Annotated in this window: 28 protein-coding genes; 15 read left to right on the forward strand and 13 right to left on the reverse strand. The window is 61.8% G+C overall.

From position 1 onward, the window contains the following. Window position 1: 1 nt before the first annotated feature. Genes BLR63_RS23520 through lptM form a run of 4 tightly spaced genes read right to left on the reverse strand, consistent with a single transcriptional unit; the run spans window position 2 to window position 2,990 of the window. Window positions 2-718, reverse strand: coding sequence for a DUF484 family protein (locus tag BLR63_RS23520; protein WP_010567189.1), 717 nt, complete (start codon window positions 716-718; stop codon window positions 2-4). Between the two features lie 13 nt (window positions 719-731). Further along, on the reverse strand, window positions 732-1,562 hold the full coding sequence (dapF, locus tag BLR63_RS23525) for a diaminopimelate epimerase (protein WP_010567190.1): 831 nt from the start codon (window positions 1,560-1,562) through the stop codon (window positions 732-734). Window positions 1,563-1,565: 3 nt separating this feature from the next. Beyond that, window positions 1,566-2,813 carry a diaminopimelate decarboxylase gene (gene lysA / locus BLR63_RS23530; protein ID WP_010567191.1) on the reverse strand — a complete coding sequence of 416 codons (1,248 nt, stop codon included), beginning with the start codon at window positions 2,811-2,813 and terminating at the stop codon, window positions 1,566-1,568. Between the two features lie 9 nt (window positions 2,814-2,822). After that, window positions 2,823-2,990: an LPS translocon maturation chaperone LptM gene (gene lptM, locus BLR63_RS23535; RefSeq protein ID WP_010567192.1), complete on the reverse strand. Its 168-nt coding sequence runs from the start codon at window positions 2,988-2,990 to the stop codon at window positions 2,823-2,825. A 238-nt stretch (window positions 2,991-3,228) separates the two neighbouring features. Between lptM and cyaY the strand changes: the two genes are divergently transcribed. From cyaY to rnk, 3 genes are all read left to right on the forward strand, one after another. After that, window positions 3,229-3,576: an iron donor protein CyaY gene (gene cyaY, locus BLR63_RS23545; RefSeq protein WP_010567193.1), complete on the forward strand. Its 348-nt coding sequence runs from the start codon at window positions 3,229-3,231 to the stop codon at window positions 3,574-3,576. 2 nt (window positions 3,577-3,578) lie between these two features. Beyond that, the gene (locus BLR63_RS23550; protein ID WP_010567194.1) at window positions 3,579-3,797 is read left to right on the forward strand and encodes a DUF1289 domain-containing protein; all 219 of its coding nucleotides are present in this window, start codon (window positions 3,579-3,581) and stop codon (window positions 3,795-3,797) included. A gap of 131 nt (window positions 3,798-3,928) precedes the next feature. Next, the gene (gene rnk / locus BLR63_RS23555; RefSeq protein ID WP_010567195.1) at window positions 3,929-4,342 is read left to right on the forward strand and encodes a nucleoside diphosphate kinase regulator; all 414 of its coding nucleotides are present in this window, start codon (window positions 3,929-3,931) and stop codon (window positions 4,340-4,342) included. Here the strand turns inward: rnk and BLR63_RS23560 are convergent. The 3 genes from BLR63_RS23560 to BLR63_RS23570 all read right to left on the reverse strand — a co-directional run bounded on the left by BLR63_RS23560 (window position 4,339) and on the right by BLR63_RS23570 (window position 8,038). Then, window positions 4,339-7,179 (reverse strand): class I adenylate cyclase, encoded by a 2,841-nt coding sequence (locus BLR63_RS23560; RefSeq protein WP_010567196.1) that lies wholly within the window; start codon window positions 7,177-7,179, stop codon window positions 4,339-4,341. The genes rnk and BLR63_RS23560 overlap by 4 nt on opposite strands. 133 nt (window positions 7,180-7,312) lie before the next feature. Further along, window positions 7,313-7,567, reverse strand: a complete 255-nt coding sequence (locus BLR63_RS23565; protein WP_010567197.1) for a TIGR02647 family protein — start codon at window positions 7,565-7,567, stop codon at window positions 7,313-7,315. A gap of 186 nt (window positions 7,568-7,753) precedes the next feature. Beyond that, the gene (locus BLR63_RS23570) at window positions 7,754-8,038 is read right to left on the reverse strand and encodes a hypothetical protein (RefSeq protein ID WP_010567198.1); all 285 of its coding nucleotides are present in this window, start codon (window positions 8,036-8,038) and stop codon (window positions 7,754-7,756) included. A gap of 126 nt (window positions 8,039-8,164) precedes the next feature. On the opposite strand from BLR63_RS23570, the gene BLR63_RS23575 reads away from it, so the two are divergent. Beyond that, entirely contained in the window at window positions 8,165-8,824 is a 660-nt protein-coding gene (locus tag BLR63_RS23575) for a glutathione S-transferase family protein (protein WP_010567199.1), read from the forward strand. Window positions 8,825-8,868: 44 nt separating this feature from the next. Here BLR63_RS23575 and argH read toward each other — a convergent pair whose 3' ends face one another. Then, on the reverse strand, window positions 8,869-10,263 hold the full coding sequence (gene argH / locus BLR63_RS23580) for an argininosuccinate lyase (RefSeq protein WP_010567200.1): 1,395 nt from the start codon (window positions 10,261-10,263) through the stop codon (window positions 8,869-8,871). 502 nt (window positions 10,264-10,765) lie between these two features. Here argH and BLR63_RS23585 point away from each other — a divergent pair. The 7 genes from BLR63_RS23585 to BLR63_RS23615 all read left to right on the forward strand — a co-directional run bounded on the left by BLR63_RS23585 (window position 10,766) and on the right by BLR63_RS23615 (window position 17,164). Next, on the forward strand, window positions 10,766-11,512 hold the full coding sequence (locus tag BLR63_RS23585) for a LytR/AlgR family response regulator transcription factor (protein WP_010567201.1): 747 nt from the start codon (window positions 10,766-10,768) through the stop codon (window positions 11,510-11,512). Between the two features lie 138 nt (window positions 11,513-11,650). Then, window positions 11,651-12,592 carry a hydroxymethylbilane synthase gene (gene hemC, locus BLR63_RS23590; protein ID WP_010567202.1) on the forward strand — a complete coding sequence of 314 codons (942 nt, stop codon included), beginning with the start codon at window positions 11,651-11,653 and terminating at the stop codon, window positions 12,590-12,592. Continuing rightward, window positions 12,589-13,338, forward strand: a complete 750-nt coding sequence (locus tag BLR63_RS23595; protein ID WP_010567203.1) for a uroporphyrinogen-III synthase — start codon at window positions 12,589-12,591, stop codon at window positions 13,336-13,338. Before hemC ends, BLR63_RS23595 begins: the two co-directional genes overlap by 4 nt. Window positions 13,339-13,379: 41 nt before the next feature. Further along, complete coding sequence (locus BLR63_RS23600; RefSeq protein WP_010567204.1) at window positions 13,380-14,492, forward strand: uroporphyrinogen-III C-methyltransferase; 1,113 nt, start codon at window positions 13,380-13,382, stop codon at window positions 14,490-14,492. 5 nt (window positions 14,493-14,497) lie between these two features. Beyond that, entirely contained in the window at window positions 14,498-15,739 is a 1,242-nt protein-coding gene (locus BLR63_RS23605) for a heme biosynthesis protein HemY (protein WP_010567205.1), read from the forward strand. A 236-nt stretch (window positions 15,740-15,975) separates the two neighbouring features. Further along, complete coding sequence (locus BLR63_RS23610; RefSeq protein ID WP_010567206.1) at window positions 15,976-16,497, forward strand: disulfide bond formation protein B; 522 nt, start codon at window positions 15,976-15,978, stop codon at window positions 16,495-16,497. Window positions 16,498-16,705: 208 nt separating this feature from the next. Further along, the gene (locus BLR63_RS23615) at window positions 16,706-17,164 is read left to right on the forward strand and encodes an Rsd/AlgQ family anti-sigma factor (protein WP_010567207.1); all 459 of its coding nucleotides are present in this window, start codon (window positions 16,706-16,708) and stop codon (window positions 17,162-17,164) included. A gap of 52 nt (window positions 17,165-17,216) precedes the next feature. Here the strand turns inward: BLR63_RS23615 and BLR63_RS23620 are convergent, their stop codons facing one another. Next, the gene (locus tag BLR63_RS23620; protein ID WP_010567208.1) at window positions 17,217-17,894 is read right to left on the reverse strand and encodes an FKBP-type peptidyl-prolyl cis-trans isomerase; all 678 of its coding nucleotides are present in this window, start codon (window positions 17,892-17,894) and stop codon (window positions 17,217-17,219) included. 192 nt (window positions 17,895-18,086) lie between these two features. Here BLR63_RS23620 and BLR63_RS23625 point away from each other — a divergent pair, with 192 nt between their 5' ends. After that, window positions 18,087-19,175, forward strand: a complete 1,089-nt coding sequence (locus tag BLR63_RS23625) for an AlgP family protein (RefSeq protein WP_083365971.1) — start codon at window positions 18,087-18,089, stop codon at window positions 19,173-19,175. Here BLR63_RS23625 and BLR63_RS23630 read toward each other — a convergent pair. Continuing rightward, complete coding sequence (locus BLR63_RS23630) at window positions 19,172-19,639, reverse strand: TIGR02444 family protein (protein ID WP_010564529.1); 468 nt, start codon at window positions 19,637-19,639, stop codon at window positions 19,172-19,174. The two genes, BLR63_RS23625 and BLR63_RS23630, sit on opposite strands and share 4 nt — an antisense overlap. Window positions 19,640-19,689: 50 nt before the next feature. On the opposite strand from BLR63_RS23630, the gene BLR63_RS23635 reads away from it, so the two are divergent. The 3 genes from BLR63_RS23635 (at window position 19,690) to BLR63_RS23645 (ending at window position 22,887) form a co-directional block, all read left to right on the forward strand. Continuing rightward, entirely contained in the window at window positions 19,690-21,600 is a 1,911-nt protein-coding gene (locus BLR63_RS23635) for an ATP-binding cassette domain-containing protein (protein ID WP_010564528.1), read from the forward strand. Beyond that, on the forward strand, window positions 21,600-22,166 hold the full coding sequence (locus BLR63_RS23640; RefSeq protein ID WP_010564527.1) for a mechanosensitive ion channel family protein: 567 nt from the start codon (window positions 21,600-21,602) through the stop codon (window positions 22,164-22,166). Before BLR63_RS23635 ends, BLR63_RS23640 begins: the two co-directional genes overlap by 1 nt. Window positions 22,167-22,254: 88 nt before the next feature. Continuing rightward, a complete protein-coding gene (locus BLR63_RS23645) occupies window positions 22,255-22,887 on the forward strand; it encodes a LysE family transporter (RefSeq protein ID WP_010564526.1) in 633 nt (210 codons plus the stop codon). A 74-nt stretch (window positions 22,888-22,961) separates the two neighbouring features. On the opposite strand, the gene BLR63_RS23650 is transcribed toward BLR63_RS23645, so the two are convergent. From BLR63_RS23650 to BLR63_RS23660, 3 genes are read right to left on the reverse strand one after another with little or no spacing between them, the layout of a single operon-like run. Continuing rightward, window positions 22,962-23,702: a hypothetical protein gene (locus tag BLR63_RS23650; RefSeq protein WP_010564525.1), complete on the reverse strand. Its 741-nt coding sequence runs from the start codon at window positions 23,700-23,702 to the stop codon at window positions 22,962-22,964. Between the two features lie 3 nt (window positions 23,703-23,705). Next, complete coding sequence (gene lpoB, locus BLR63_RS23655) at window positions 23,706-24,293, reverse strand: penicillin-binding protein activator LpoB (protein ID WP_010564524.1); 588 nt, start codon at window positions 24,291-24,293, stop codon at window positions 23,706-23,708. 35 nt (window positions 24,294-24,328) lie between these two features. Beyond that, on the reverse strand, window positions 24,329-24,700 hold the full coding sequence (locus BLR63_RS23660) for a YcfL family protein (RefSeq protein ID WP_010564523.1): 372 nt from the start codon (window positions 24,698-24,700) through the stop codon (window positions 24,329-24,331). Between the last annotated feature and the right edge of the window lie 10 nt (window positions 24,701-24,710).

The following is a 24,710-nucleotide window of genomic DNA, read 5'->3' on the forward strand; positions in this document are numbered from 1 at the left end:
GCTAGCGCACCGCGCGCAGGGCGGTGGTGAAGCGCGGCAGTATGCGGCCCAGCACTTCGGCGATGTAGGTCAGGAACAGCGTGCCCACCGAACTCTTGTAATGCGCGGGGTCTCGGCTGCCGATGGCCAGCACGCCGTGCAGACCTTGATGGCTGAGGGCGACCACGGCGGTGGAGCCGATCTGCTTGCGTTGTTCGGTGCCGAACAGGAAGTCCAGTTCATGCTCGCGCAGGGTGCCGCAGATGGTCTTGCCTTCGGACAGCAGGCCGCCGATGGCGGTTTGCGCCTCGCCACCGCTGACCCAGCGACCCACCGGCATCGGGTTGTCGCTGAACAGGATCAGGCTGACGAAGGGCACCTGGAAGTCCAGGCGCAGGCTGTCTTCCACGGCGATCACCGCTTCTTCCAGGCTGGTGGCATCCATCAGTGTGAGGATCAGGCGGCGGGTCTTGTCGAACAGGCGGTCGTTGTCGCGCGCGACGTCCATCAACTGCGAGAGCCGATGGCGCATTTCGATGTTGCGCTCGCGCAGGATCTTCATCTGCCGCTCCACCAGCGACACGGTATCGCCGCGCTGGTGGGGGATGCGCAGGGCCGGCAGCAATTCTTCGTGGTCGACGAAAAAGTCCGGATTAGCCTCAAGGTACGCCGCGACAGCTGCGGCCTCCAGGCTTTCGCTCGGGGTTGCTTGGGCGGGTACTTGAGGCTTATCGGTCATTAGCTCGGCTCACTCATAGACGGACCTGTCCTTCGTATACACGCGTGGCCGGCCCGGTCATCAGCACCGGGTGGCCGGGGCCTGCCCATTCGATGGACAGGCGTCCACCGGGCAGGTCGATCAGCAGCGGCGAATCCATCCACCCCTGGCTGATCGCGGCCACGGCGGCAGCGCAAGCGCCGGTACCGCAGGCCTGGGTTTCGCCGGCGCCGCGCTCCCACACGCGCAATTGCGCGCGGGAACGGTCGATCACCTGCAGGAAGCCCACATTGACCCGTGCCGGAAAGCGCGGGTGATGTTCGATCTTCGGCCCCAGCTCATGCACGGGCGCGCTGTTGATGTCGTTGACCCGCAGCACCGCATGGGGATTGCCCATCGACACGGCGGCGATATCCACCGATTGTCCATCGACGTCCAGCGCGTAGTGGGTCGCCTGCTCGGCGGCCTGGAACGGAATATCCGCGGGCACCAGGCGTGGCGCGCCCATGTTGACGCTGATCTGGCCGTCATTACGGATATCCAGCTCGATCACGCCGCTCTTGGTCTCGACACGAATCTGGCGCTTGGCGGTCAGGCGCTTGTCCAGCACGAAGCGCGCAAAGCAGCGCGCTCCGTTGCCGCACTGCTCCACTTCGGAGCCGTCGGAATTGAAGATCCGATAACGGAAATCCACCTCCGGGTTGCTCGGCGCCTCGACGATCAGCAATTGATCGAAGCCAATCCCGGTATGCCGGTCGCCCCACTGTTTAGCGTGCTTGGGCAGGATGTGCGCGTGCTGGCTGACCAGGTCAAGGACCATGAAATCGTTGCCCAGCCCGTGCATCTTGGTAAAACGCAGCAGCATGGCTTACTCCGGCAGCAGGCTTTCGCCAGCATACAACTCGGCTACCGTCTCACGGCGACGCACTTCAAACGCTTGATCACCGTCCACCAGCACCTCGGCGGTACGCCCGCGAGTGTTGTAGTTGGAGCTCATGACAAACCCGTAGGCACCGGCCGAATGCACGGCCAGCAGATCGCCTTCTTCCAGGGCCAGTTGACGATCCTTGGCCAGGAAATCGCCGGTCTCGCAGATCGGGCCGACGATGTCATAGGCACGAGCCTGGCTGTCGCGAGGCTTCACGGCGGTGACATTCATCCAGGCCTGATACAGCGCCGGGCGGATCAGGTCGTTCATCGCCGCGTCGACGATGGCGAAATCCTTGTGCTCGGTGTGCTTGAGGTATTCGACCTGGGTCAGCAGCACGCCGGCATTGGCGACGATAAAACGGCCCGGTTCGAACATCAGTGTCAGGTCGCGGCCTTCGATGCGCTCGCGCACGGCCTTGATGTAGTCGGCAATCAGCGGTGGCTCTTCATCGCGATAACGCACGCCGACACCGCCACCGAGGTCGATGTGATGCAGGTAGATGCCGCATTCGCCAAGGCGATCGACCAGCGCCAGCAGGCGGTCGAGGGCATCGAGGAACGGTGGCAGGGTGGTCAGTTGCGAGCCGATATGGCAGTCGACGCCCAACACTTCCAGGTTCGGCAGCTGGGCGGCGCGGATGTAGACGTCCTCGGCGTCGGCGATGGCGATGCCGAACTTGTTCTCTTTGAGACCGGTGGAAATATATGGGTGGGTGCCAGCGTCGACGTCGGGGTTGACGCGCAGGGAGATCGGCGCGCGAACGCCCATCTCGGCCGCGACGACCTGCAGGCGTTCAAGCTCCTCGGCGGACTCGACGTTGAAGCAATGCACGCCGACTTCCAGGGCGCGGCGCATGTCTTCACGGCTTTTGCCGACGCCGGAGAACACGACCTTGTCGGCCTGGCCGCCAGCGGCCAGCACACGTTCCAGCTCGCCACGGGAGACGATGTCGAAACCGGCGCCCAAACGCGCCAGGACATTCAGTACACCCAGGTTGGAGTTGGCCTTGACCGCGTAGCACACCAGGTGCGGTACGCCATCGAGAGGGTCGGTGAATGAGCGGTACTGGGCTTCGATGTGCGCGCGCGAGTACACATAGGTCGGGGTGCCAAAGCGCTCGGCAATCGCGGACAGCGCCACGCCTTCCGCGAACAGCTCGCCGTCCCGGTAGTTAAAAGCGTCCATGAGGTTCCCTTAGTAGGTGTCGTGCTTATGCGCTTTGGCGGGCTTTTGCGACGATTGCGCCTGGTCATTCGGGTCTTTGCTGTCATCGGGCAAATACAGCGGGCCTTTTTGACCACAGGCACTAACGAGGCAAGCGACCGCGACGAGCGCAGCAAGAGAAGAGATCAGGCGCTTCATGGCGAAATCCTTGAATATGCATTAATTGCGCCCGAGTATACCGACCACCCGGCAGCTTGCCTATGCGCCGAAGTACCCGTCCGGCGGGGGTTTGCCGAGATAGTCGAGAAGCGGGCTACGCTGGCTGAGGATATTTCGTACCGCCATCTGTAATGAAATCGGTATCCTTTGCAATCGGCGGGGCTCGCCCGTATCGTGCGGCGCTCGAGCGAAACCAGACACTTTTGAGGTTGCCACAATGAGTTTGACCGAAGCCCGTTTTCACGACCTGGTGGATTCGACCCAGCAGGCGCTGGAAGATATTTTCGACGACAGCGGCCTGGACGTGGACCTGGAAAATTCGGCCGGTGTGCTGACCGTCAAGTTCGAGAACGGCACCCAACTGATCTTCAGTCGCCAGGAGCCTTTGCGCCAACTGTGGCTGGCTGCACGTTCCGGTGGTTTTCACTTCGATTACAACGAAGAAGACAACAATTGGCAGTGCGATACCAGCGATGAGCTGCTCAGCGAAATGCTCGCGCGGCTGGTTCAGGAGCAAGCTGGCGTCGAACTGGGCTTCGATGAGCTGAACCCCGACGAGGACTGATCGTGAGCCAGTCTGCGCCTGTGCGTGCGCCCAAGCCGCTGTTCAGCAATATCAGCCCGGCAGTGCCGTCACCTTGTATCAGTTTGTGTCGCCTGGATGAGCAGAAAATCTGCCTCGGCTGCTTCCGTCATGTGGAAGACATCCGGGAATGGCGCTCCGCCGATGATCAGCGGCGACGCGTGATCGTGGCCCAGGCCGAGCAGCGTAAAGTCGCGCCCTGAGCCTGTCTTGTTTATTTATGGTGCTGTGGTAGTGTCCGGGTACGCCTCGACCCATAGAGGCCCGTGAGAACCCCGCCTTTTTCTGGCGGGGTTTTGCTTTTTTGTGCAGGAAAAAGGAGTCTGCCTGAATCATGACCACCGCACCGTCCATCATTCTTACCCGTCTTGACGTGCAGCGTCTGGAGCAACTGATCGACCGCTTGGGCGACGAAGCTCCGGGCGTCGCGGCGTTGCAAGCCGAACTCGATCGCGCCGAAGACGTGGTTGGCCACGATGAAGTGCCTGCGGGTGTCGTGACCATGAACTCCAGCGTGCATTGCCGTGAGCAAGGCAGCGGCAAGGATTACCACCTGACCCTGGTCTATCCGAAAGACGCGAACGCCGATGAAGGCAAGATCTCGATCCTGGCCCCGGTGGGCAGTGCCTTGCTTGGCTTGCAAGTGGGCCAGCATATTGATTGGCCAGCACCTGGCGGCAAGACCCTCAAGCTTGAATTGCTCAGCGTTGAAGCCCAGCCCAAAGACGGCGGTCCCTTTTCGCTCTAGATCCGGCTCAGTGCCTGGTTCAGTGAGCGCTCAAGTTCGGCCTTGTAACGCAGGTACAGATTGCTTGGGCTCTGCACATCGCCGAGCAGACCCGACAGGTCCAGATCAGTGATATAGCAGCGGTAGCGCTCGGCTTCCCGGCGCTGCCCGACGATCTCCTGGGCGACCACTGCAAACAGCTGGTCGCCAAACTCCAGTTCGGAAAACTCCCGCTGATTGCAGTACAGGGTAATCCCCACCTGGCCAGGCGCCGCCTTGCCGATAATTGCCTGCACGTCATAAAACGGCTTGTTTGCCGGGTTTTGCGGTGCCGGCCGCGGCTCGATGCCGCGTGCGCGGTTGCTGCCTGACGGTAGCAGTTGGTAGTACAGGATTTGCACCGCACCCAGCGGTTGTTGCGGGTCCAGGGGCGACAGGGCGTCACGGCGATAAATGATCGACTGCAGAAAGCGCTGCAACGGTACCAGCAGGCTCTGTTCATCATGGAACGGCAAGCGTTGCTGCCAGAGCGCGTTGAATTCATCCAGCACGTACAGTTCGGCGAAGTTTTCGTTGACCCGGTAGAAGACCTGAATGCAATCGGCCATCCCCATGGGCAGCAGCAACGCGAGCTCGTGGTCTTCCAGGGCCATGGCGTCCAGGTGCAGCGGGCTGAAGCTGGCCAGTTCTTCGCTGAGGTAGGCGATCAAGGCGTCCTGGGTCGGCAGCGACACATGGGTGGCCTGGCCCGGTACCAACTCCATGACGTGATAGTGCTGTTGTACTTGCAACACATAACGGTGGTTGCCCTGAGCCAGCAGTAGGTTCTGCGCGGTGTCGAAGATTTCTTCCACACGCCGGGCAATGAATTGCGCGCGGTTGTGGCAGAAGCAGCGCACCCGCAGGCGTGGCAGGTGGTCCGGCGGCAGTTGGTTGAGATAGTCGCGCAGGCAGTCGAGCAGGGCCTGGGGGCCGTCGTAGCGGCTGACCATCACCTCGTTCCAGCTATTGAGGGTGACTTGGTCCAGGGTCAGCACCAGGTTGTCGCGTACACCGGCATAACTCAGGGAGTCGGTGCGCTCGGTGGTCATCAGGATATTCAGGTCGCGGTGGTGCTTGAGCGGGTCGATGCCGACGTTGATCAGCAGCAATACCTCTTCGGGCACCGCCGAGCGCAGCAGGCGTTCTTCATCGACGCTGGCCAGGGGCAGGGCGATGCTCTGTTGCAGGCTACCCAGCAGGTTGAACAGCTCGAATTCGGTCAGATCGCTGGCGCCAGGGTGCAGGGCCAGGCGGGTACTGCTGTCGATCACGCCATTGCGGTGGCACCAGGTGAGCATTTCCAGGAGGTCGCGGCTGCGCTTGATCGGCGCGAAGTGCTCCCACTCCAGGGCGGTTAGGTTGCCGTTGTACAGGCCCCAGTGGTGCTGGCCCGGCTCCTTGCGGATGGGCGATTGCACCAGGGTCAGGGTGTCTTCGGCCAGGTCCGGGGCGATGCCGGGGTTGATGAACTCGACTTTGCCGGCCTTGCGCTCAAAGGCCGCATACAGGCGGCGGCCCAGCACATTGAGGTCGCGCTTATTGATCAGGCTGACAGTCTGCTCGGTGCGCGCGAACTGGGTCAGGAAGCGATAGCTGTAATTGAGTTCGTTGACCAAGTCGCGCCGTTCGGAGACCACCTGGCGGACTTTCCATTGGCTGCGGCTGTCCAGTAGCGCCAATTGTCGCTGATCCCAACCCCACTCATGGGCCAGGCGCTCCAGCAAGAGTCGCTGCCAGCCGATGGTGCGCTGGCCGGAGGTGAGCTTGCGGTTGACCTTCAGGTACAGCGCGCGGCGTACCAGTTCCAGGCGTTCGGGCTCGTTGCGGGCCTTGAGGTATTCCTCGATGCGCCGGTACACCACGATATAGGGGTCCAGTTCATCCAGGTCCATCTGATTGGCGAACACCGCCCGTTTGAAGCGCAGGCTCAAGCAGTGCACGTTCGGGTGCTCGCTGGCATAGACCTCGGTCAGCAGCAGCTTGAGCAACGACTTGTAGGGCGACTCGATGCCCTTGAACAATTGCCACAGCCCGGCCCCGATGAATTCGCCCGGCGGGATGCGCGCCAGGTGGCCGAGGTCGAGGGTTTCATCGGCACGGATAAAACGTTTGGACATCAGCGTGTGGGTGAACTCGGCGTAGCGTGTTTCTTCATACACCGGTACCAGCCACCAGATCGGCGTACGCCCGGCCAGCCAGATGGCGGTGCGGTAGAACTCGTCCAGCAACAGGTAATGCTGGGTGGTGCCGCAATCGTCAGAGCTCAGTTGCGTGTCCCGTTCGCCCAGCACAAAGCGGGTCGGCTCGATCAGGAAGAAGTGGGCTTCGGCACCCATGCTCAGGGCCCAGGCTTCCAGGAGTTGGCATTTCTTGCGCAGCTCGGCCAGCTCGTTTTCGCCCAGGTCTGCCGCGTGGCACACCCACACGTCCATATCGCTCTGATCGGCCTGGGCCAGGGTGCCCAGGCTGCCCATCAGGAACAGACCGTGGATCGGTCGCGGTGGGTTGCCGTGGCGTGGTTTGTAGGAGAACGAACGGGTGAGGCGCTGGGCTTCGGTCAGGGCTTGAGCGTCAGGCTCGAAGTTCGACAGGCCCGCCGGCGTGCTACCCGACACATAGCCTGGCAGCAGCGGGTGGTTGACGTGAAAAAACAGCGGTAACAGGGTCAGCACACTTTGCTGGCGTGGCGTCAGCCCTTCGACGGCCCGGGCCATGCGGCCTTCATTGAGCGCCATGAAACGCGCACGCAACTGGGCCAGCACCTTGCGGTCGATGCCTTCGTCCAGGTCGGGGCGGATTTCATGGGTGCGGGTCATATCGGATTCGGTGGCTCGCAGGCCCGACGTAGGCGGTTTAGAGGGAAAAGGTTTTTGGCGTCAGAATTTTGTGCCGCCCACGGCAACGCCCTCGGAATCCGCATTGGGCGGACTCCATGGGCGGTATCAGGTATCAGGCGGCTTCTTTGTTCGTGGCGGTCGTCAAGATAGTCAGCAGGGTTTGCGCCTGCTCGGCAGCATCCCGGCCCAGGCTGGTCAGGTAGCCTCCGTCCGGTTGATCAATCAGTTTTTTCTCGAACAGGCGCTGGGCGGCGGCGATGGCAGTAGGCGCAGCGGTCTGGTGGACTTTCAGACCTTCCTGGGAGCTGTCCAGGTTGAAGAGTGCAAGGATTTCCAGTTCGGCAACCAACTCAGGGGTATACGACATAAGGACTCCAGACTTTCTAAGAATTTGTTAGAGGCTAGCAGGCCATAAGGTGAACGCACTTTGGCAGGCTGTCCAGTAGGAGCGAGCTTGCGCGCGAAAAACCTGAGAGCGCCGCGTATATCCAGGCGCCCTGGGGTACCGTTGACGTTTTTCGCGAGCAAGCTCGCTGCTACGGAAAATAGCGGGCTATTGGTTTTCGGGCGGCAGTTCAGGCAGCGCTCTTAATGCGGTTTCATACCACTGGGTATCGAAGGCGCGGTCTTCGTCCAGCATCTTGTCGATCTCCACGGCCAGCACATGGGCCATGAGATTCAAAATCTCATCACGCTCGTAACCCACCAGCGTCAACTTGTTGAATGTGGCTTTGGCCGCCGGCGGGTTGTCGCTTTCAATCTGGTTTTCGATGGCTTGGGTCAGCGTGCTTTCGGCGAACTCTTCTTCGTCGTTGTCGATATCGGTCGGCTCGCTCATGGCAGGCTCCTCAAGGAAAGGGCGTCAGTCTACCTCCATTCAGGCAGCTGATGCTGCTGGTCAGATCGGGCCTGGGGATCTATAACGCTTGCAGCCAACCCTATTCCCAGCCTGGAGGCGATTGTCATGCTCAAGCTCTATGGATTCTCGGTCAGCAACTACTACAACATGGTCAAACTGGCGTTGCTGGAGAAAGGGCTGCCTTTTGAAGAGGTGCCTTTCTATGCCGGGCAAACCCCCGATGCCCTGGCGGTGAGCCCGCGAGGCAAGGTGCCAGTGCTGGGCGTGAAGCAAGGTTTTATCAACGAAACCAGCGTGATCCTCGAGTACATCGAGCAAACCCAGGAGGGGCCGTCGCTGCTCCCGGCCGAGCCATTTCAACGCGCCCAGGTGTTGGCGCTGTGCAGGGAAATCGAGTTGTACATCGAATTGCCCGCACGGGCGTGCTTCGGCGAGGCGTTTTTCGGCATGCCGGTGCCGGAGGCGATCAAGGAAAAATCCCGGGCCGAGTTGTTGTTAGGCGTGGGATCGCTAGGGCGACACGGTAAGTTCGCGCCGTACGTGGCGGGTGAGAGCTTCACCCTGGCGGATCTGTATTTCATGTACAGCCTGAACCTCGCCTGCGGCGTGGGCGAGAAGCTGTTTGGCCTGGACCTGTTGGCGGAGTACCCGGCGGCCAAGGCGTTGCTGGAGCGTTTGCATGCCATGCCCAACGCCCGGAAGGTGGCGGCGGACAGGGAAGCAGCGATGCCGGCGTTCATGGCGATGATTGCGGCGAAGAAGTAGAACCGCGCTTGTAGTGAGGGAGCAAGCTCCCTCACCACAAGGTATTAACGACTGGCGAGTAGCGCCTGACCACGCACAACGGCTGCCTTCACCTGTGCCGGCGCAGTGCCGCCCACATGGTTGCGGGCATTGACCGAGCCTTCCAGGGTCAGTACGGCAAACACGTCCTGCTCGATCTGGTCGCTGAACTGACGCAGTTCTTCCAGGCTCATTTCCGCCAGGTCCTTGCCGCTTTCCACGCCATATTTCACGGCATGGCCGACGATTTCGTGGCAGTCGCGGAACGGCAGGCCACGGCGCACCAGGTAGTCCGCCAGGTCGGTCGCGGTGGAGAACCCGCGCAAGGCCGCTTCCCGCATGATCGCGTGCTTGGGCTTGATCGCCGGAATCATGTCGGCAAAGGCACGCAGCGAGTCGCGCAGGGTGTCGGCGGCGTCGAACAGCGGTTCCTTGTCTTCCTGGTTGTCCTTGTTGTAGGCCAGGGGTTGGCCTTTCATCAGGGTCAGCAGGCCCATCAGGGCGCCGAATACGCGGCCGCTCTTGCCACGGACCAGTTCGGGTACGTCGGGGTTTTTCTTTTGCGGCATGATCGAACTACCGGTGCAGAAACGGTCCGGCAGATCAATGAACTGGAATTGCGCGCTGGTCCACAGCACCAGCTCTTCGGAGAAGCGCGACAGGTGCATCATCGCGATGCTGGCGGCGGCGCAGAACTCGATGGCGAAGTCACGGTCCGAAACGCCATCCAGGGAGTTGCCACCCACGGCGTCGAAGCCCAGCAGTTGCGCAGTGTACTCGCGGTCGATCGGGTAGGTGGTGCCGGCCAGCGCGGCGCTGCCCAATGGCATGCGGTTGGCGCGCTTGCGGCAATCGACCAGGCGCTCGTAGTCACGGCTGAGCATCTCGAACCACGCCAGCAGATGGTGGCCGAAGGTCACGGGTTGCGCGGTCTGCAGGTGGGTGAAACCGGGCATGATGGTGTCCGATTCACGCTCGGCCTGTTCCAGCAGACCTTTTTGCAGGCGGGTGATTTCGGCCAGGATCAGGTCGATTTCATCACGCAGCCACAGGCGGATATCGGTGGCCACCTGGTCGTTGCGGCTACGGCCGGTGTGCAGTTTCTTGCCGGTCACGCCGATGCGATCGGTGAGGCGGGCCTCGATGTTCATGTGCACATCTTCCAGGTCGACGCGCCAGTCGAACGTGCCGGCTTCGATCTCACCGCGGATGGTGGTCAGGCCGTCGATGATGCTGTCACGCTCGGCGTCGGTCAGCACGCCGACCTTGGCCAGCATCGTGGCGTGGGCGATGGAGCCCATGATGTCGTGGCGGTACAGGCGCTGGTCGAAGGTGACGGAGGCGGTGAAGCGGGCGACGAAGGCGTCGACGGGTTCACTGAAGCGGCCGCCCCAGGACTGGTTGGTCTTGTCGGTGCTCATGGATTCGCTCGTGATCTGCTTATAGAGAGGCATGGAAGTGTGCCGGCGATAATAACAGGGTTGCCCGTGATGGCGGTGCTGTGGGTCGTCGGCATTTTTATTTGTGCAAAGGATGGCTAAGTGCCTTGCCGCCGAACGCGTCCGGGACGAGACTGGAGGCAGGCTTATTGAAACGATATTTGACGATTGAGCAATATCGTCTCAGTGAGCGTCTACAGTTGGACTGATAGTGTGTGAATGCACCAAAGTCGGGTGATGCGGTCATAGCCCAGACTATCCATTTAAAAAGGGGGGTATTCGGATTGTGTATCAGCAAACCCTACGACGATGCCCGAAGGCACCAGGTCTTGGGCGCTATTGAACAGGTCCGGGTAAATATGGGTGCCGATCTCGGGGCACTTTTTGCCGCTCGCGCTAGTCTTAGCGTGGATCGCTGTGACGCAAGTCACCGCACCTGTCTACGCTATCCTTGTGCGAGACTCACGCAGGAATCCAGCGCAATATGAATGTCCTGATCGTTGATGACGAACCCCAAGCCCGCGAGCGACTGAGCCGTTTGGTCAGTGAGCTCGAGGGTTATACAGTCCTTGAACCGAGCGCCACCACGGGCGAAGAGGCGTTGACGTTGATCGACAGCCTCAAGCCGGATGTGGTGTTGCTCGATATCCGTATGCCAGGCCTCGATGGCCTGCAGGTTGCCGCCCGCTTGAGCGAGCGGGAATCGCCGCCTGCCGTGGTGCTGTGCGCTACCCAGGAGGAGTTTTCCGCAGAGGCGCTGGAGGCCAGTGGCGTCAGCTTTCTTGTCAAGCCGGTGAGTGCCGAGGCACTGCTCAAGGCCCTGAAAAAGGCCGAGCGACCCAACCGCATACAACTCGCTGCACTCACCCAGCCAGCCGCCCAGAGTGGTAATGGCCCGCGCAGCCATATCAGTGCCCGCACACGCAAAGGCATCGAACTGATCCCCTTGAACCAGGTGGTCTACTTTATTGCTGATCACAAGTACGTGACCCTGCGGCACGAGACCGGCGAAGTGCTGCTCGATGAGCCGCTCAAGGCGCTCGAGGATGAATTTGGCGACCGCTTCGTGCGCATCCACCGCAATGCGTTGGTGGCCCGTGAGCGTATCGAGCGCCTGCAGCGCACGCCCCTCGGACACTTTCAGTTGTTCCTCAAAGGGCTCAATGGTGATGCGCTGATCGTCAGTCGGCGCCATGTCGCGGGCGTGCGCAAAATGATGCAGCAGCTTTAGCATCAGGGTTGCAGCGAGGCCTGCCTTCCTGATTCCGGTGCGACGTGGCCAGGGAGGCCTGGCACTTGCTGATTCAAATCAAAGCGTATTTGCCTGAGCTGTTATTATCTGCCGTATCTATTCAGTACGGATTGATCCATGTCCTCTCGCGAAATCCGCATCGCCACCCGTAAAAGCGCCCTGGCCTTGTGGCAAGCCGAATACGTCAAAGCCCGCCTTGAACAGGCTCATCCCGGCCTCAAGGTGACCTTGGTGCCCATGGTCAGTCGTGGCGACAAGCTGCTGGACTCGCCGCTGTCGAAAATCGGCGGCAAGGGCCTGTTCGTCAAAGAGCTGGAAACCGCGCTGCTGGAAAACCACGCCGACATCGCGGTGCACTCGATGAAAGACGTGCCCATGGACTTCCCCGAAGGCCTGGGCCTGTTTTGCATCTGCGAACGCGAAGACCCGCGCGATGCCTTCGTTTCCAACACCTACGCGTCCCTGGATGAGCTGCCCCCTGGCAGCATCGTCGGTACCTCCAGCCTGCGTCGCCAGGCACAATTGCTGACCCGTCGCCCGGACCTGCAGATCCGCTTCCTGCGCGGCAACGTCAACACGCGCCTGGCCAAGCTGGACGCTGGTGAGTACGACGCGATCATCCTCGCTTCGGCGGGCCTGATCCGCCTGGGCTTTGAAGACCGCATCACCTCGGCCATCAGTGTCGAGGACAGTCTGCCGGCGGGTGGGCAGGGTGCCGTGGGCATCGAGTGTCGCACCGTCGATACTGAAATCCACGCGCTGCTGCAACCGCTGGATCACCACGACACCGACGTGCGCGTCACCGCCGAGCGAGCCCTGAACAAGCACCTCAACGGTGGCTGCCAGGTGCCGATCGCCTGTTACGCGGTGCTCGAGGGTGAAAACCTGTGGCTGCGTGGCCTGGTGGGCGACCCGGACGGTGGCACGTTGTTGACGGCGCAAGCGCGGGGCCCGCAGCGAGACGCCGCCGCCCTGGGCATCCAAGTGGCGGAAGAATTGCTCGACAAGGGCGCCGGAGCCATCCTGCAAAAAGTCTATGGCGAGGCCGGCCCGCAGTGACCGATTGGCGAGTGCTGCTGACGCGGCCCGCCGAAGAGTCGGCAACCCTGGCGGCGACGTTGTCCGAAGCCGGTATCTACAGTAGCAGCTTGCCGTTGCTGGACATCGAGCCGTTACCCATCACGCCTGAGCGGCAAGCTGTCTTGCGTGACCTGGGCCGCTATTGCGCGGTGATCGTCGTGAGCAAGCCGGCTGCGCGCCTGGCCTTGCAGCAGCTGGATCAAGCCTGGCCGCACTTGCGCTGGTTCAGCGTCGGCGCGGCCACCGCTCAAGTGCTGGCCGATCGAGGCCTGGACGTTCACTATCCGCAAACGGGTGACGACAGCGAGGCCTTGCTTCAATTGCCTGCGTTGCGCGAGGCTATTGCACGCCCGGATGCCCGGGTATTGATCCTGCGGGGCGAGGGTGGGCGCGAGCTGCTGGCTGAGCGTTTGCGTGAGCAAGGTGCTAGTGTCGACTACCTGGAGTTGTATCGCCGTTTCCTGCCGGCTTACGACAGCGGTGTACTGACACAGCGCATCCAGTTGGAACGCTTGAACGGCCTGGTGGTCAGCAGTGGGCAGGGTTTCTTGCACTTGCAGGCCCTGGCCGGACCCGATTGGCCGCAGGTGGCCCAGATGCCGTTGTTCGTGCCCAGCCCGCGAGTCTATGAGATGGCGCGGGCCGCTGGCGCAGAAAAAGTTGTGGATTGTCGCGGCGCGAGTGCCGCGGCTTTGTTAGTGGCGTTGGGCAGCTTTGCCTTATAAGGCATCCCGCCCCCACTCTCTGATACGCAAAGGACGGATACGTGAGCGAAACATCCTTGCCCAAAGAAGAAGCCCAGCCCGCACTCGATGCGCCGGTTGAGTCACCGGTCAACGCGCCGCGCCGTGGCAACGGCCTGGCAATCGTGGCCCTGCTGCTGGGCGCTGCCGGTGTTGCCGTCGGCGGCTGGGGAATCTGGCAGGTCCGCGCCCTGCAAGCCAGCAGCCAGCAACAGCTGGGTCAGGTGCGAACCCTCGATGACCAAGCCCAGTCCCTCAAGCAGAGCCAGCAGCAACTGGCTGCGCGCCTGGCCCAGTTGCCCGGTGCGGACGAGCTGGAGGAGCGCCGCCGGCTGGTCGCCCAATTGCAGGGGGATCAACAGCATTTGAGCCAGCGCCTGGAAACCGTGCTGGGCGCCAGCCGCAAGGATTGGCGCCTGGCTGAGGCCGAGCACTTGATACGCCTGGCGAGCCTGCGCCTGTCTGCCTTGCAGGACATCAACAGCGCCCAGGCGCTGGTGCAGGGGGCCGACGAGATTCTTCGCGAGCAGAGCGATCCAGGCTCCTACGCCGCTCGTGAACAATTGGCCAAGAGCCTGGCCGCACTGCGCAGCACCGAGCAGCCGGACCGTACCGGGTTGTATCTGCAATTGGCGGCCCTGCGCGACCAGGTGGTGCAACTGGCGGCCATCGCCCCGGAATATCAACTGACCGAGCCTGCGCCCCAAGGCCGTCCGACCACCGACACCGACAACCGTTGGAGCCAATGGTGGGAGCAGATCTCCCGTTACTTCCGCATCGACTTCAACCCTGATGACAACATCCGTCCGCTGCTGGCCGGCCAAGGTCTGAACCAGGTGCGCCTGGCCCTGAGCCTGGCCCTGGAGCAGGCCCAATGGGCTGCGCTCAATGGCGAGTCGGCGGTCTACAGCCGCTCGCTGGGCGAGGCGCGCGGCGTGCTGCAGGACAACTTCAATCAGGACAACCCGCAAAGCAAGGCGATGCTGGCGCGCATCGCCGAGCTTGAACCCAAGGCCGTTTCGGTAGTGACGCCGGACCTGGCCGCGAGCCTGGCGGCGGTGCAGGCGTACCTTGAACGTCGTCATCTGTCTGCCGACGAAGCCAAGGCGGCGGCCACGCCGGCGACCCAGGAGTAGAACCGATGAAGCGCTTCTATGTGATCCTGGTGCTGACGATAGCGATCGCCCTGGCACTCGCCGTGGGCATTTCGAAACATACCGGCTATGTGCTGATTACCTATCCTCACGTGCTGAATTACGAGTCGAGCCTGTGGGCTACCGTGGTGGCGGTGTTTGCCATTGGCCTGGCGATCTACCTGATCCGCGTGTTATTCGGCCTGGTCAGCGCGTCAAGCGGGGTGGTCAACCCGTGGTCGCGGCGTAATCGCAGCCGTCGCGTGCAGATTGCCATCGAACAGGGCCAGATGGACCTCGCCGAAGGCCGCTGGGCCAGCGCCGAGCGCCACCTGCGCCGCGCTGCCGAAGCCGAGCGCCAGCCATTGCTGTATTACCTCGGCGCGGCGCGAGCCGCCAACGAGCTGGGGCGCTATGAAGAGTCGGACGGTTTGCTGGAGCGTGCCCTGGAGCGTCAGCCCGAGGCCGAGCTCGCGATTGCCTTGAGCCATGCGCAATTGCAACTGGACCGTGGCGACACGGATGGCGCGTTGACCACCCTGCAGGCGATGCATGAGCGTCATCCCCATAACGCCCAGGTGCTGCGCCAATTGCAGCGCCTGCATCAGCAGCGGGGCGACTGGTCGTCCGTGATTCGCCTGTTGCCGGAGCTGCGCAAGGACAGGGTGCTGCCTGCCGCCGAACTGGCCGAACTCGAGCGCCGTGCCTGGGGTGAAAATCTGAGCCTGGCCGCCCAGCGTGACGAGCAGGGCGAAGCGGGCCAGCAGTCGCTTGAGCGCGCCTGGCAGCAACTCACCTCGGCCCAGCGCCAGGAACCGCAATTGGTCCTGGCTTATGCCGAGCAACTGCGTCAACTGGGCGCCGATGCCGATGCCGAAGAAGCGCTGCGCGGGGCGATCAAGCGCAGCTACGACAGTCACCTGATCCGCCTCTACGGTCTGCTGCGTGGCAGCGATCCGGGCCGGCAATTGAAATTTGCCGAAGGTTGGCTCAAGGACCATCCAGGGGATGCCAGCCTGCTGCTGACGCTGGGTCGCTTATGCCTGCAAAACAGCTTGTGGGGCAAGGCGCGGGATTATCTGGAAAGCAGCCTGCAAGTGGAGCGCAATCCCGAGGCGTGTGCTGAATTGGCAAGGCTGTTGGCCCAGTTAGGCGACGCTGAGCGTAGCAACCAGTTGTTCCAGGAGGGCCTGGGGTTGTTGGATAGCCGCTTGCTGGCGTCACCCCTGCCTGTCCCGGCTCGGGTTTGATGTAGGAAGATGTCTGGGGTTGGGTCAGATGTGTCTGATAGCCAGCCCCTTAATGTCTCGCAAATGATGGGCCTTGAGCGTTCGTAGGTGAACTCCTACACGCTGCACCTCGAAGTCTTCCATGTTCTGACGGGTTGTCCTTACGCTCTCGCGGAATCGTCTGCTCTGGCGTGTATTGAAAGGGGTCAGGCCTTTCCTCTACCGTATCGACCTATATTTCGCGGTGCGGATAAAGCATGTCTTTGGCCCCTTCACGTTCCTTGTTTTTCCTTGCGTTCCTGGCGGGTGCGCTGACGTTGGGCGCGTCTTTTTACCTTGAGTTCGGTGCGTCGTTGCGGCCCTGCTTCCTCTGTCAGATGCAACGGGGCTTCCTGGCCGTCTTCACGTTGATCAATCTGCTCGCCGCCATCCACAGCCCCAAGCGTTCTGCCATCTACCTGTACGGGGTAGCCAGCATGGGATGCGCGCTGCTCGGCGCCATCACCGCCGTGCGCCAGGTGTTGCTACAAAACGCCGCACCGGAGTTGGCTGGCGATTGCTGGCCCAGCCTGCACCATATGATCGAAAACCTGTCGCTCTGGCAGGCGCTGCAATTGACTGTCCAGGGCAGCGTCGATTGCATGGAGATCACCTGGACACTGTTTGACTTGAGCCTTCCCGAGTGGAGCCTGCTGTTCTTCCTGGGGATGCTGATGCTCGGCGTAATGCAGTTTTCACGGCTGTTTTTGAGCCAGCGCCTGCGCCCGGCAAGGCACTGAGCGGCAGTCGCAGTTTGTAGGACGGGATTAAACACTTGTATGAACATTCTCTCCTGCGTACCTTGAAGCCATAGTCATGCGGGCATAATCTGGCCCGCACGCGTTACTGAAACCGTTGTCAGATGCGGCCTTGCCCGGCTGCCGCTTTTATCCATGAAGTGTTGCGCGGGCATGGGCGGCAGCGCCCCTATAGGGAAGAGAGATCATCATGCTGGAAAGTTGTCAGAATGCTCAGGAACGCTGGGGTGGGGTGCACAAGCTGATCGACAGCTGGTTGAAGGCACGTCACGAACTGGTTCGGGCCTTTGATGTTCTCGGCGCAAAGCCCGAGGCACTGGCTGCGAATCTCAAGCCGTTGCAAGAGTTCTGCGGAGTGTTGGTGGACTACGTGTCGGCTGGCCATTTCGGCGTCTATGAGCAACTGACCAAGGAGGCGGAAGCCTTCGACGATCAGCGTGGCCTGGAATTGGCCGAGACGATTTACCCGCGCATCGATGTCATTACTGGGCAACTGCTGGCCTTCAACGACCTGTGTGATGCCGGAAACTGTGTGGCGGAAAAATTCAAAGAATTGGGCGCATTGCTTCACGAGCGTTTCGAGCTGGAAGACTGCTTGATCGAAGTGCTGCACAACGCGCACAAGGAAGAGCCGGCTATCCAGGCCTGATCCTCGACAGCGGGAAAAAAACGGTGCGCATGACGCACCGTTTTTTATTGGGTCAAGGGCGAGTGCCGAGCAATTCGATCTCGAACACCAGTGGCGTATAAGGCGGGATCAGCTCGCCAGCACCGTCGGCGCCATAGGCCTGGGCCGATGGAATCACCAGGCGCCATTTCGCACCCACCGGCATCTGTTGCAGTGCACTGCTCCAGCCGCTGATCACACTGTCCAGGCGGAACCATTGGGGCTGCGTGCTCTGATCGAACACCGTACCGTCGGGTAGCCGTCCCACGTAGTTCACTTGAACCTGGTCGCTGGCCATCGGCTTATTGCCCGTGCCGGCCGTGAGTTCTGTGAGCAGGATACCGTCCGCCAATTCGCGTACACCTTTTGCGGCTTTTTCCTTGGCCAGAAACTGTTGTTCGGCAGCCAGTGCTTTTTCGCTTTTGGGGGCTTGCGTGTCAGCTTCGCTCTGCGCTTCTTGCTGGGCAAGAATCTGTTCGATGCGCGCGTTATCCAACGCCAGCGGTTGGCCTTGATAGGCTTGCTTGAGGCCATCGATCAGGGCCTGGATCTGCAGGTCGGGAACCTCTTGGCGCAGCCGCTCGCCCAGGCTGGCACCCAGGCTGTAGGCGAGATCGTGCTGAGTCTGCGCCGGGGTTTGGGGCGGCGACTGTTCGTTCGCATGGGCCACCGAAATCGCCAGGCCAAGCACAAGAAAAAGGTAACGCGACATGGGTGTTCTCCCGCCGAAAGTGCGACGGATTATGCCAGTGCGAGGAGGTAAAAAGTGCCGCGTATTTTCGTTATATCGATAAGAATTTTCGTAGGGTGCAACGCAAGGCAAACGATACTGTCAACATGCCCTAGCGGCGGTAAGAGCAGAGGGCTAGTATGAGCCGCACCCACGTCAGCCAGGAGGTAAACCATGTCGGCCAAACAGAAGCCTGTTAATACCCCGTTGCATCTACTTCAACAACTTTCGGGCAGCTTGCTCGAACATCTGGAAAGCGCCTGTTCTCAAGCGTTGGCCGATGCAGAAAAACTGCTCGCCAAGCTGGAAAAACAACGCGGTAAAGCGCAAGAAAAACTGCACAAATCCCGCACCAAACTGCAAGACGCCGCCACTGCCGGCAAGGCCAAGGCACAAGCCAAAGCCAAGGACGCCGTCAAAGAACTCGAGGATCTGCTGGACGCTCTCAAGGATCGTCAGGCTGAAACCCGCGCCTATATTTCCCAACTCAAGAAAGATGCCCAGGAAAGCCTGAAACTGGCCCAGGGCGTTGGTCGTGTGAAGGAAGCCGTGACTAAAGTGCTGGGCGCTCGTACCCCTGCAAAAGCTGTTGCAGCAAGCCCGGTGAAAAAGCCGGCAAGCAAAGCAGTTGCCGCCAAGGCCCCTGCCAAGCCAGTTGCCAAAACCGCTGCTGCAAAACCAGCCGCCAAGCCAGTTGCCAAAACCGCTGCTGCAAAACCAGCCGCCAAGCCAGTTGCCAAAACCGCTGCTGCAAAACCAGCCGCCAAGCCAGTTGCCAAAACCGCTGCTGCAAAACCAGCCGCCAAGCCAGCTGCCAAAACTGCTGCTGCGAAACCAGCCGCCAAGCCAGCTGCCAAAGCTGCTGCTGCGAAACCAGCCGCCAAGCCAGCTGCCAAAGCTGCTGCTGCGAAACCAGCCGCCAAGCCAGTTGCCAAAGCTGCTGCTGCGAAACCAGCCGCCAAGCCAGCCGCCAAAACTGCTGCTGCGAAACCAGCTGCTAAGCCAGTCGCCAAAGCTGCTGCCGCGAAACCAGCCGCCAAGCCAGTTGCTAAAGCTGCTGCTGCGAAACCAGCGGCCAAGCCAGTTGCCAAAGCTGCTGCTGCGAAACCAGCCGCCAAGCCAGTTGCTAAAGCTGCTGCTGCAAAACCAGCGGCCAAGCCAGCCGCTCCAGCAGCACCTGCTGCTACTCCTGCGCCCACCGCGCCGGCGAGCAGCGCTCCTGCGGCGGTAGTGCCAAGCACCACCCCAACCAGCGCTTCCTAAGTGCCGGTGACCATGGCGCGCAGCCGCAGCAGCGCGTCATGGTCAAGGTTGGTGGCATTCTCAGCCGCCAGCCCTTCCAGCCATCGCGGGTAACCCATCGTCTCTGTGATCGGCCATGTTTGTGCCAACGCTTCCAGTCGCATCAGTAGCGTTCTTTCGGCGTCCAGCTCCAGGGCTTTGACCCGCTCCCGCAACACCGCCAATTGCTCATCCTGCTGCGCCATGGCGCGCCATTGCCCGCGCATCTGTCGCAACGGCTCGACCACCTGCGCCTGCCACGGCCGGGCGAGCTGTTGCAGTGCCTGCGCGCGCCCCGGCTCAAACGCAACACCGCGCTGTTCCAGCCACGCGCCGCACAGTAACAGGCACACATCCGCGCCTTGCGCCTGCAAGCGCAGGCAAGCGGCTTCGACGCCGGGGCGGGCGTAAGTCGAGAGGGCAAAGCTCCACAGGTCAGCGCACATATTCACACCCAAGCCAGCGGCCAACGAAGCTGGTAGACTCCGCCGCCATTATGATCCGACTTCAAAGCCTAACATTACAGCGTGGCCCGCAACGTCTTCTCGAAGACGCCGAGCTGACCCTGCACGCCGGTCACAAAGCCGGCCTGATCGGTGCCAACGGCGCCGGCAAATCCACATTGTTCGCCCTGTTGCTCGGTGAGCTGACCCCTGATTCCGGGGACTGCCTGCTGCCGGCCGACTGGCGCATCGCCCACATGCGCCAGGAGATCGATACCCTGGACCGCATCGCGATCGACTATGTGCTCGATGGCGACCTGCGTCTGCGCCAGGTGCAACACGACCTGGCCGAGGCCGAGAAAGCCCAGGACGGTGCCGCCCAGGCCCGCCTGCACGCTGAACTCGACAGCGCCGACGGCTACACCGCCGATGCCCGTGCGCGCAAGATGCTCGCCGGCCTGGGCTTTACCAATGAACAGATGGACCGCCCGGTCGCTGACTTCTCCGGCGGCTGGCGCATGCGCCTGAACCTGGCCCAGGCGCTGATGTGTCCCTCGGACCTGCTGCTGCTCGACGAACCGACCAACCACTTGGACCTCGATGCGATCCTGTGGCTGGAAGACTTCCTCAAGAGCTACCAGGGCACCTTGCTGCTGATTTCCCACGACCGGGATTTCCTCGACGCGGTGGTCGACAACATCGCCCATGTCGAACAGCAGAAAATCACCCTCTACCGTGGTGGCTACACCGCGTTCGAACGCGCCCGTGCCGAACGTCTGGCCCAGCAGCAACAGGCCTACGAGAAGCAGCAGGCGCAGCGTGCGCACATGGAAAGCTACATCGCCCGGTTCAAGGCCCAGGCCACCAAGGCCCGTCAGGCCCAGAGCCGGATCAAGGCGTTGGAGCGCATGGAGGAACTGTCGGCGGCCCACGTCGATTCGCCGTTCGATTTTGTGTTCCGCGAATCGGTGAAAATCTCCAGCCCCTTGCTCGATCTCTCGGATGCGCGCCTGGGTTACGGCGACAAAGTCATCCTGGAGAAGGTCAAGCTGCAGCTCACGCCGGGCGCACGCATCGGTTTGCTCGGGCCAAATGGCGCGGGTAAATCGACGCTGATCAAGAACCTGTCGGGCGAGTTGCAGCCGTTGGCCGGCCGCCTGACCCGAGGCGAGAACCTGGTGGTGGGCTACTTCGCCCAGCATCAGCTGGACTCCCTCGACGCCAAGGCCAGCCCGTTGTTGCACTTGCAGCGCCTGGCACCGACCGAACGCGAACAGACCCTGCGCGACTTCCTCGGCGGTTTCGATTTCCGTGGCGCGCGCATCGATGAACCGGTGCTGAATTTCTCCGGTGGCGAAAAAGCCCGCCTGGCCCTGGCCTTGATCGCCTGGGACCGGCCGAACCTGCTGCTGCTCGACGAACCGACCAACCACCTGGACCTGGAAATGCGCCTGGCGCTGACCATGGCCTTGCAGGAATTCAGCGGCGCGGTACTGGTGGTGTCTCACGATCGCCACTTGCTCAAGAGCACCACCGACAACTTCCTGCTGGTGGCCGATGGCAAAGTCGAAGAGTTCGACGGCGACCTCGACGACTACGCGCGCTGGCTGACGGATTACCGCCTGCGCAACGCGCCGACCAGCAACACCCCGGTCAACCCGGACAAAACCGACAAGAAGGCCCAACGCCAGGCCGCCGCCGCGCTGCGCCAACAACTGGCGCCGCACAAGCGCGAAGCCGACAAGCTGGAAGCCGAACTGGGCAAGGTGCACGAGCGCTTGGCCAAGATCGAAGCCAGCCTGGGCGACAGCGCCGTGTACGAGGCGGCACGCAAGGACGAACTGCGCGACCTGCTGGCCGAACAGGCCAAGCTCAAGGTGCGTGAAGGGCAATTGGAGGAGAGCTGGATGGAAGCCCTCGAACTGCTCGAAAGCCTGCAAGCGGAGCTGGAGGCGCTGTCCTGATGGAAGCGTTGCATCTGCCGCCACAATGGGTCGAACCCGTGTGGATCGGCGTGCAAATCCTGCTGATCCTGCTGGCCGGTTACCTTGCTCAGCGGTTTGTCGCCAAGGGCCTGACTCGCCTGGGGGAGCGTTACCCGTTGCCGCCGCAACTGCTGATGCCGCTGCGCGGGGGCTTGCGCTGGTTGATCATGGGCAGTGCGCTGATCTTTGTGCTGGGCCGCCTGGGTGTGTCCGCCACGGTGTTGTGGACGGCACTGTCAGGGTTTGTCGCGGTGGCGGCGGTGGCGTTTTTCGCCATGTGGTCGGTGCTGTCCAACCTGTTGTGCGCGATCCTGATTTTCACGGTCGGCCCGTTTCGCCTCGGTGACATCGTTGAGTTGGTCGACACCGTCGACAAACCTGGGGTGAAGGGGCGCGTGGTGGCGATCAATCTGCTCTACACCACGTTGATCGAAGTGGAAGACGCAGGCACCGGCAGCGCCATGGTGCAGGTACCTAACAGCCTGTTCTTCCAGCGCTCGGTGCGACGTTGGCCGGGTACCCATGTGTTTCCGGGCGACCGCTAGCGTTTACATCCTGTAAAAATCTATAGCCAGCGTTTGCTCGGCGGAGTTAGCTTAAGGCCCATCAGCAAACGCGCTCCTGAGGTATGTCATGGCACTCGATACGTGGCTGGCCTTTTTCCTGGCCAGTTGGATCATTTCCCTTTCCCCCGGCGCCGGCGCCATCGCCTCGATGTCCAGCGGCCTGCAATACGGTTTCCTACGCGGTTACTGGAATGCCATCGGCCTGCAAATCGGCCTGGCGATGCAGATTGCCGTGGTGGCGGGCGGTCTGGGGGCGATTCTGGCGGCGTCGTCTACCGCGTTTTATGCGATCAAATGGTTCGGTGTGGCGTACCTGGTGTACCTGGCCATCAAGCAATGGCGGGCCTTGCCCATGGATATGACCGATGACGCGGCCGTGCGCCCGGTCGGCAAGCCGATGGCAATGGTGTTCCGTGGCTTTCTGGTCAACGCCAGCAACCCCAAGGCCCTGGTGTTCATGCTGGCGGTGTTGCCGCAGTTCGTGAACCCGCAGGCGCCGCTGCTGATCCAGTACCTGATCCTCGGCGCGACCATGATCAGCGTCGACATGATCGTGATGGCGGGCTACACGGGGCTGGCGTCGAAAGTGTTGCGCCTGTTGCGCACGCCTAAACAGCAGAAGCGCATGAACCGCACCTTTGCCGGGTTGTTCGTGGGGGCTGCAGGTTTCCTGGCCAGCCTGCATCGCGCAACGGCCTGATTGACGAAACCGGATCAATATGTGGGAGGGAGCTTGCTCCCACATTGGTTTTGGGTTGTCCGCAGGATTGCGGCTCAGCGCAGAATCTTCGGCGCTTCATCCAGTGGCAGGTGGTTGCGCAGCGGCGGTTGGCCGGGGTCTTGATACCCGCCGCCCAATTGTTCCGCCAACTGCCGCGCCACATCCTCACCCAGCGCCTTCGACACTTCCTTCACCACCCGCGGCCGGTTCAGGCTCACGCGCACGTCGCGGCTGCTCACCAGTTTGGTGTCCTGGCCTTCACCCATGGCGGTGAACGCCGAGGTGATCTCGTAGGTGCGCGTATTAATCAGGCTGAAATCCGCCACCAGCGTCAGGCCCAGCACCGCCGAGTAGCTGTTGGTGTGGTCCAGGGCGTTGATGTCCTGGGTGAAGTCGATGTCTGACAGCGTGCCGAACAGCACGTAGTCCGCGCCCTTGAAATGACCGGCCTTGATGCGCTTGATCACGTCATACACGTCACCCTTGGCATCGGCGGTGTAGGGCGTGCCCTGCACCAGCTGGAACTGACGGGACTTGAGGATCTCGCCTTTGATGTCGCCGCTGAATTTACGCAGCTCGGTCTGTTCGATGTAGCTGGTACGGCTCTCGTACTCGCTGTAGTTCGACGCGCCGCTGGCGTGGTAGGCGCTGGCCTGAAAGTTGTTGCTGGCCGAAACCTGGTGGATGTACTCCTCGACCCGAGCCTCGTAGGCCAGGTCGGTCACCGCGATCTTCGGGGCGGCCGAGGCGCCGAAGGCGCACAGCAGGCCGATGATGCCGATCCATGCACGCATTGCTTAACGCTCCGTGGTTTTGCGGATTTCTTTTTCGTCCATCCATTCGGCCAGGCCGCTCTCGACGTCGATCAGCTGCAGGCTGAACTTGTAGAACACGTCCTTGTAGTCGGAACTGCGCTTGACGATGGAGCTGATGGAGCCTTCGAGGCGGTACTTGGCGGCGACCATGTTGCCGGTCTTGTTCACCGTGGACTTCTTGTACAGGCCGCTCTGGTTCTGCAGCTTGAGCTGGTCGACCTGGCTCTGCATGTCGGTGTTGTCGCTGGCGAAGCGCGCGGTGCCGGTCTTCATCAGTTGGGTCTTGATCGACGTGGTGATCTCGCGGGTGTCGATGTACTCGCTGGTCTTGTTCTTCACGTCATACACCTGCACCACCGGGCGGCCCTGGAGGATGCCGGACTGGGCCAGGGAGCGGGTCATGCTTTCGGCGATCATCTGCAGGTCGGTGGAGCCGAACTCGTTGGTCACCAGTTCCACGGCCTTGGTGTCGCCGTAGCCGATGTTTTTACCGCCCAGTACCGGGGAGGTGTTGGCGCAGCCACTGGCCAGGACGGCGACGACGGCGAGGATCGAAAAGCGTGCAAACATGGGGACATCTCTCAGCAGCAAAAGGGGTGGACGGCTCAAGGGGTTTTCACTTCAAGACGGAAGTCCGCCGCCTGGGGCAGATTGGCGATGGCCGGCAGGAAGGTCGCCTGGTTGGCGTACAGGTTCAGCACTTTCCAGGTCTCTTCGTCGCCCACCGGAAAGCCGTCGGCGCCCAGCCAGGCGAAGCGGTAATACATCATCCGGTTGCTGCTGGTGGTGTTGCTCAACTGCACCTTGGCGGTGAGAAAACCGTTCTCGCGCGCGACGCGAATGGCACCGACGGCGATGCCCTTGAACGAGCCCATCACCACGATTTTGCTGGCGGCGCTGCCGGGCGCCGGCGGCGGCGGGGTGGCGCAACCGGCGAGCAGGACCAGCGCCAGGACGCCGAGGATGAAATGACGCATAGCGCGCTCC

Source organism: Pseudomonas extremaustralis, assembly GCF_900102035.1.
Lineage (GTDB): Bacteria > Pseudomonadota > Gammaproteobacteria > Pseudomonadales > Pseudomonadaceae > Aquipseudomonas > Aquipseudomonas extremaustralis.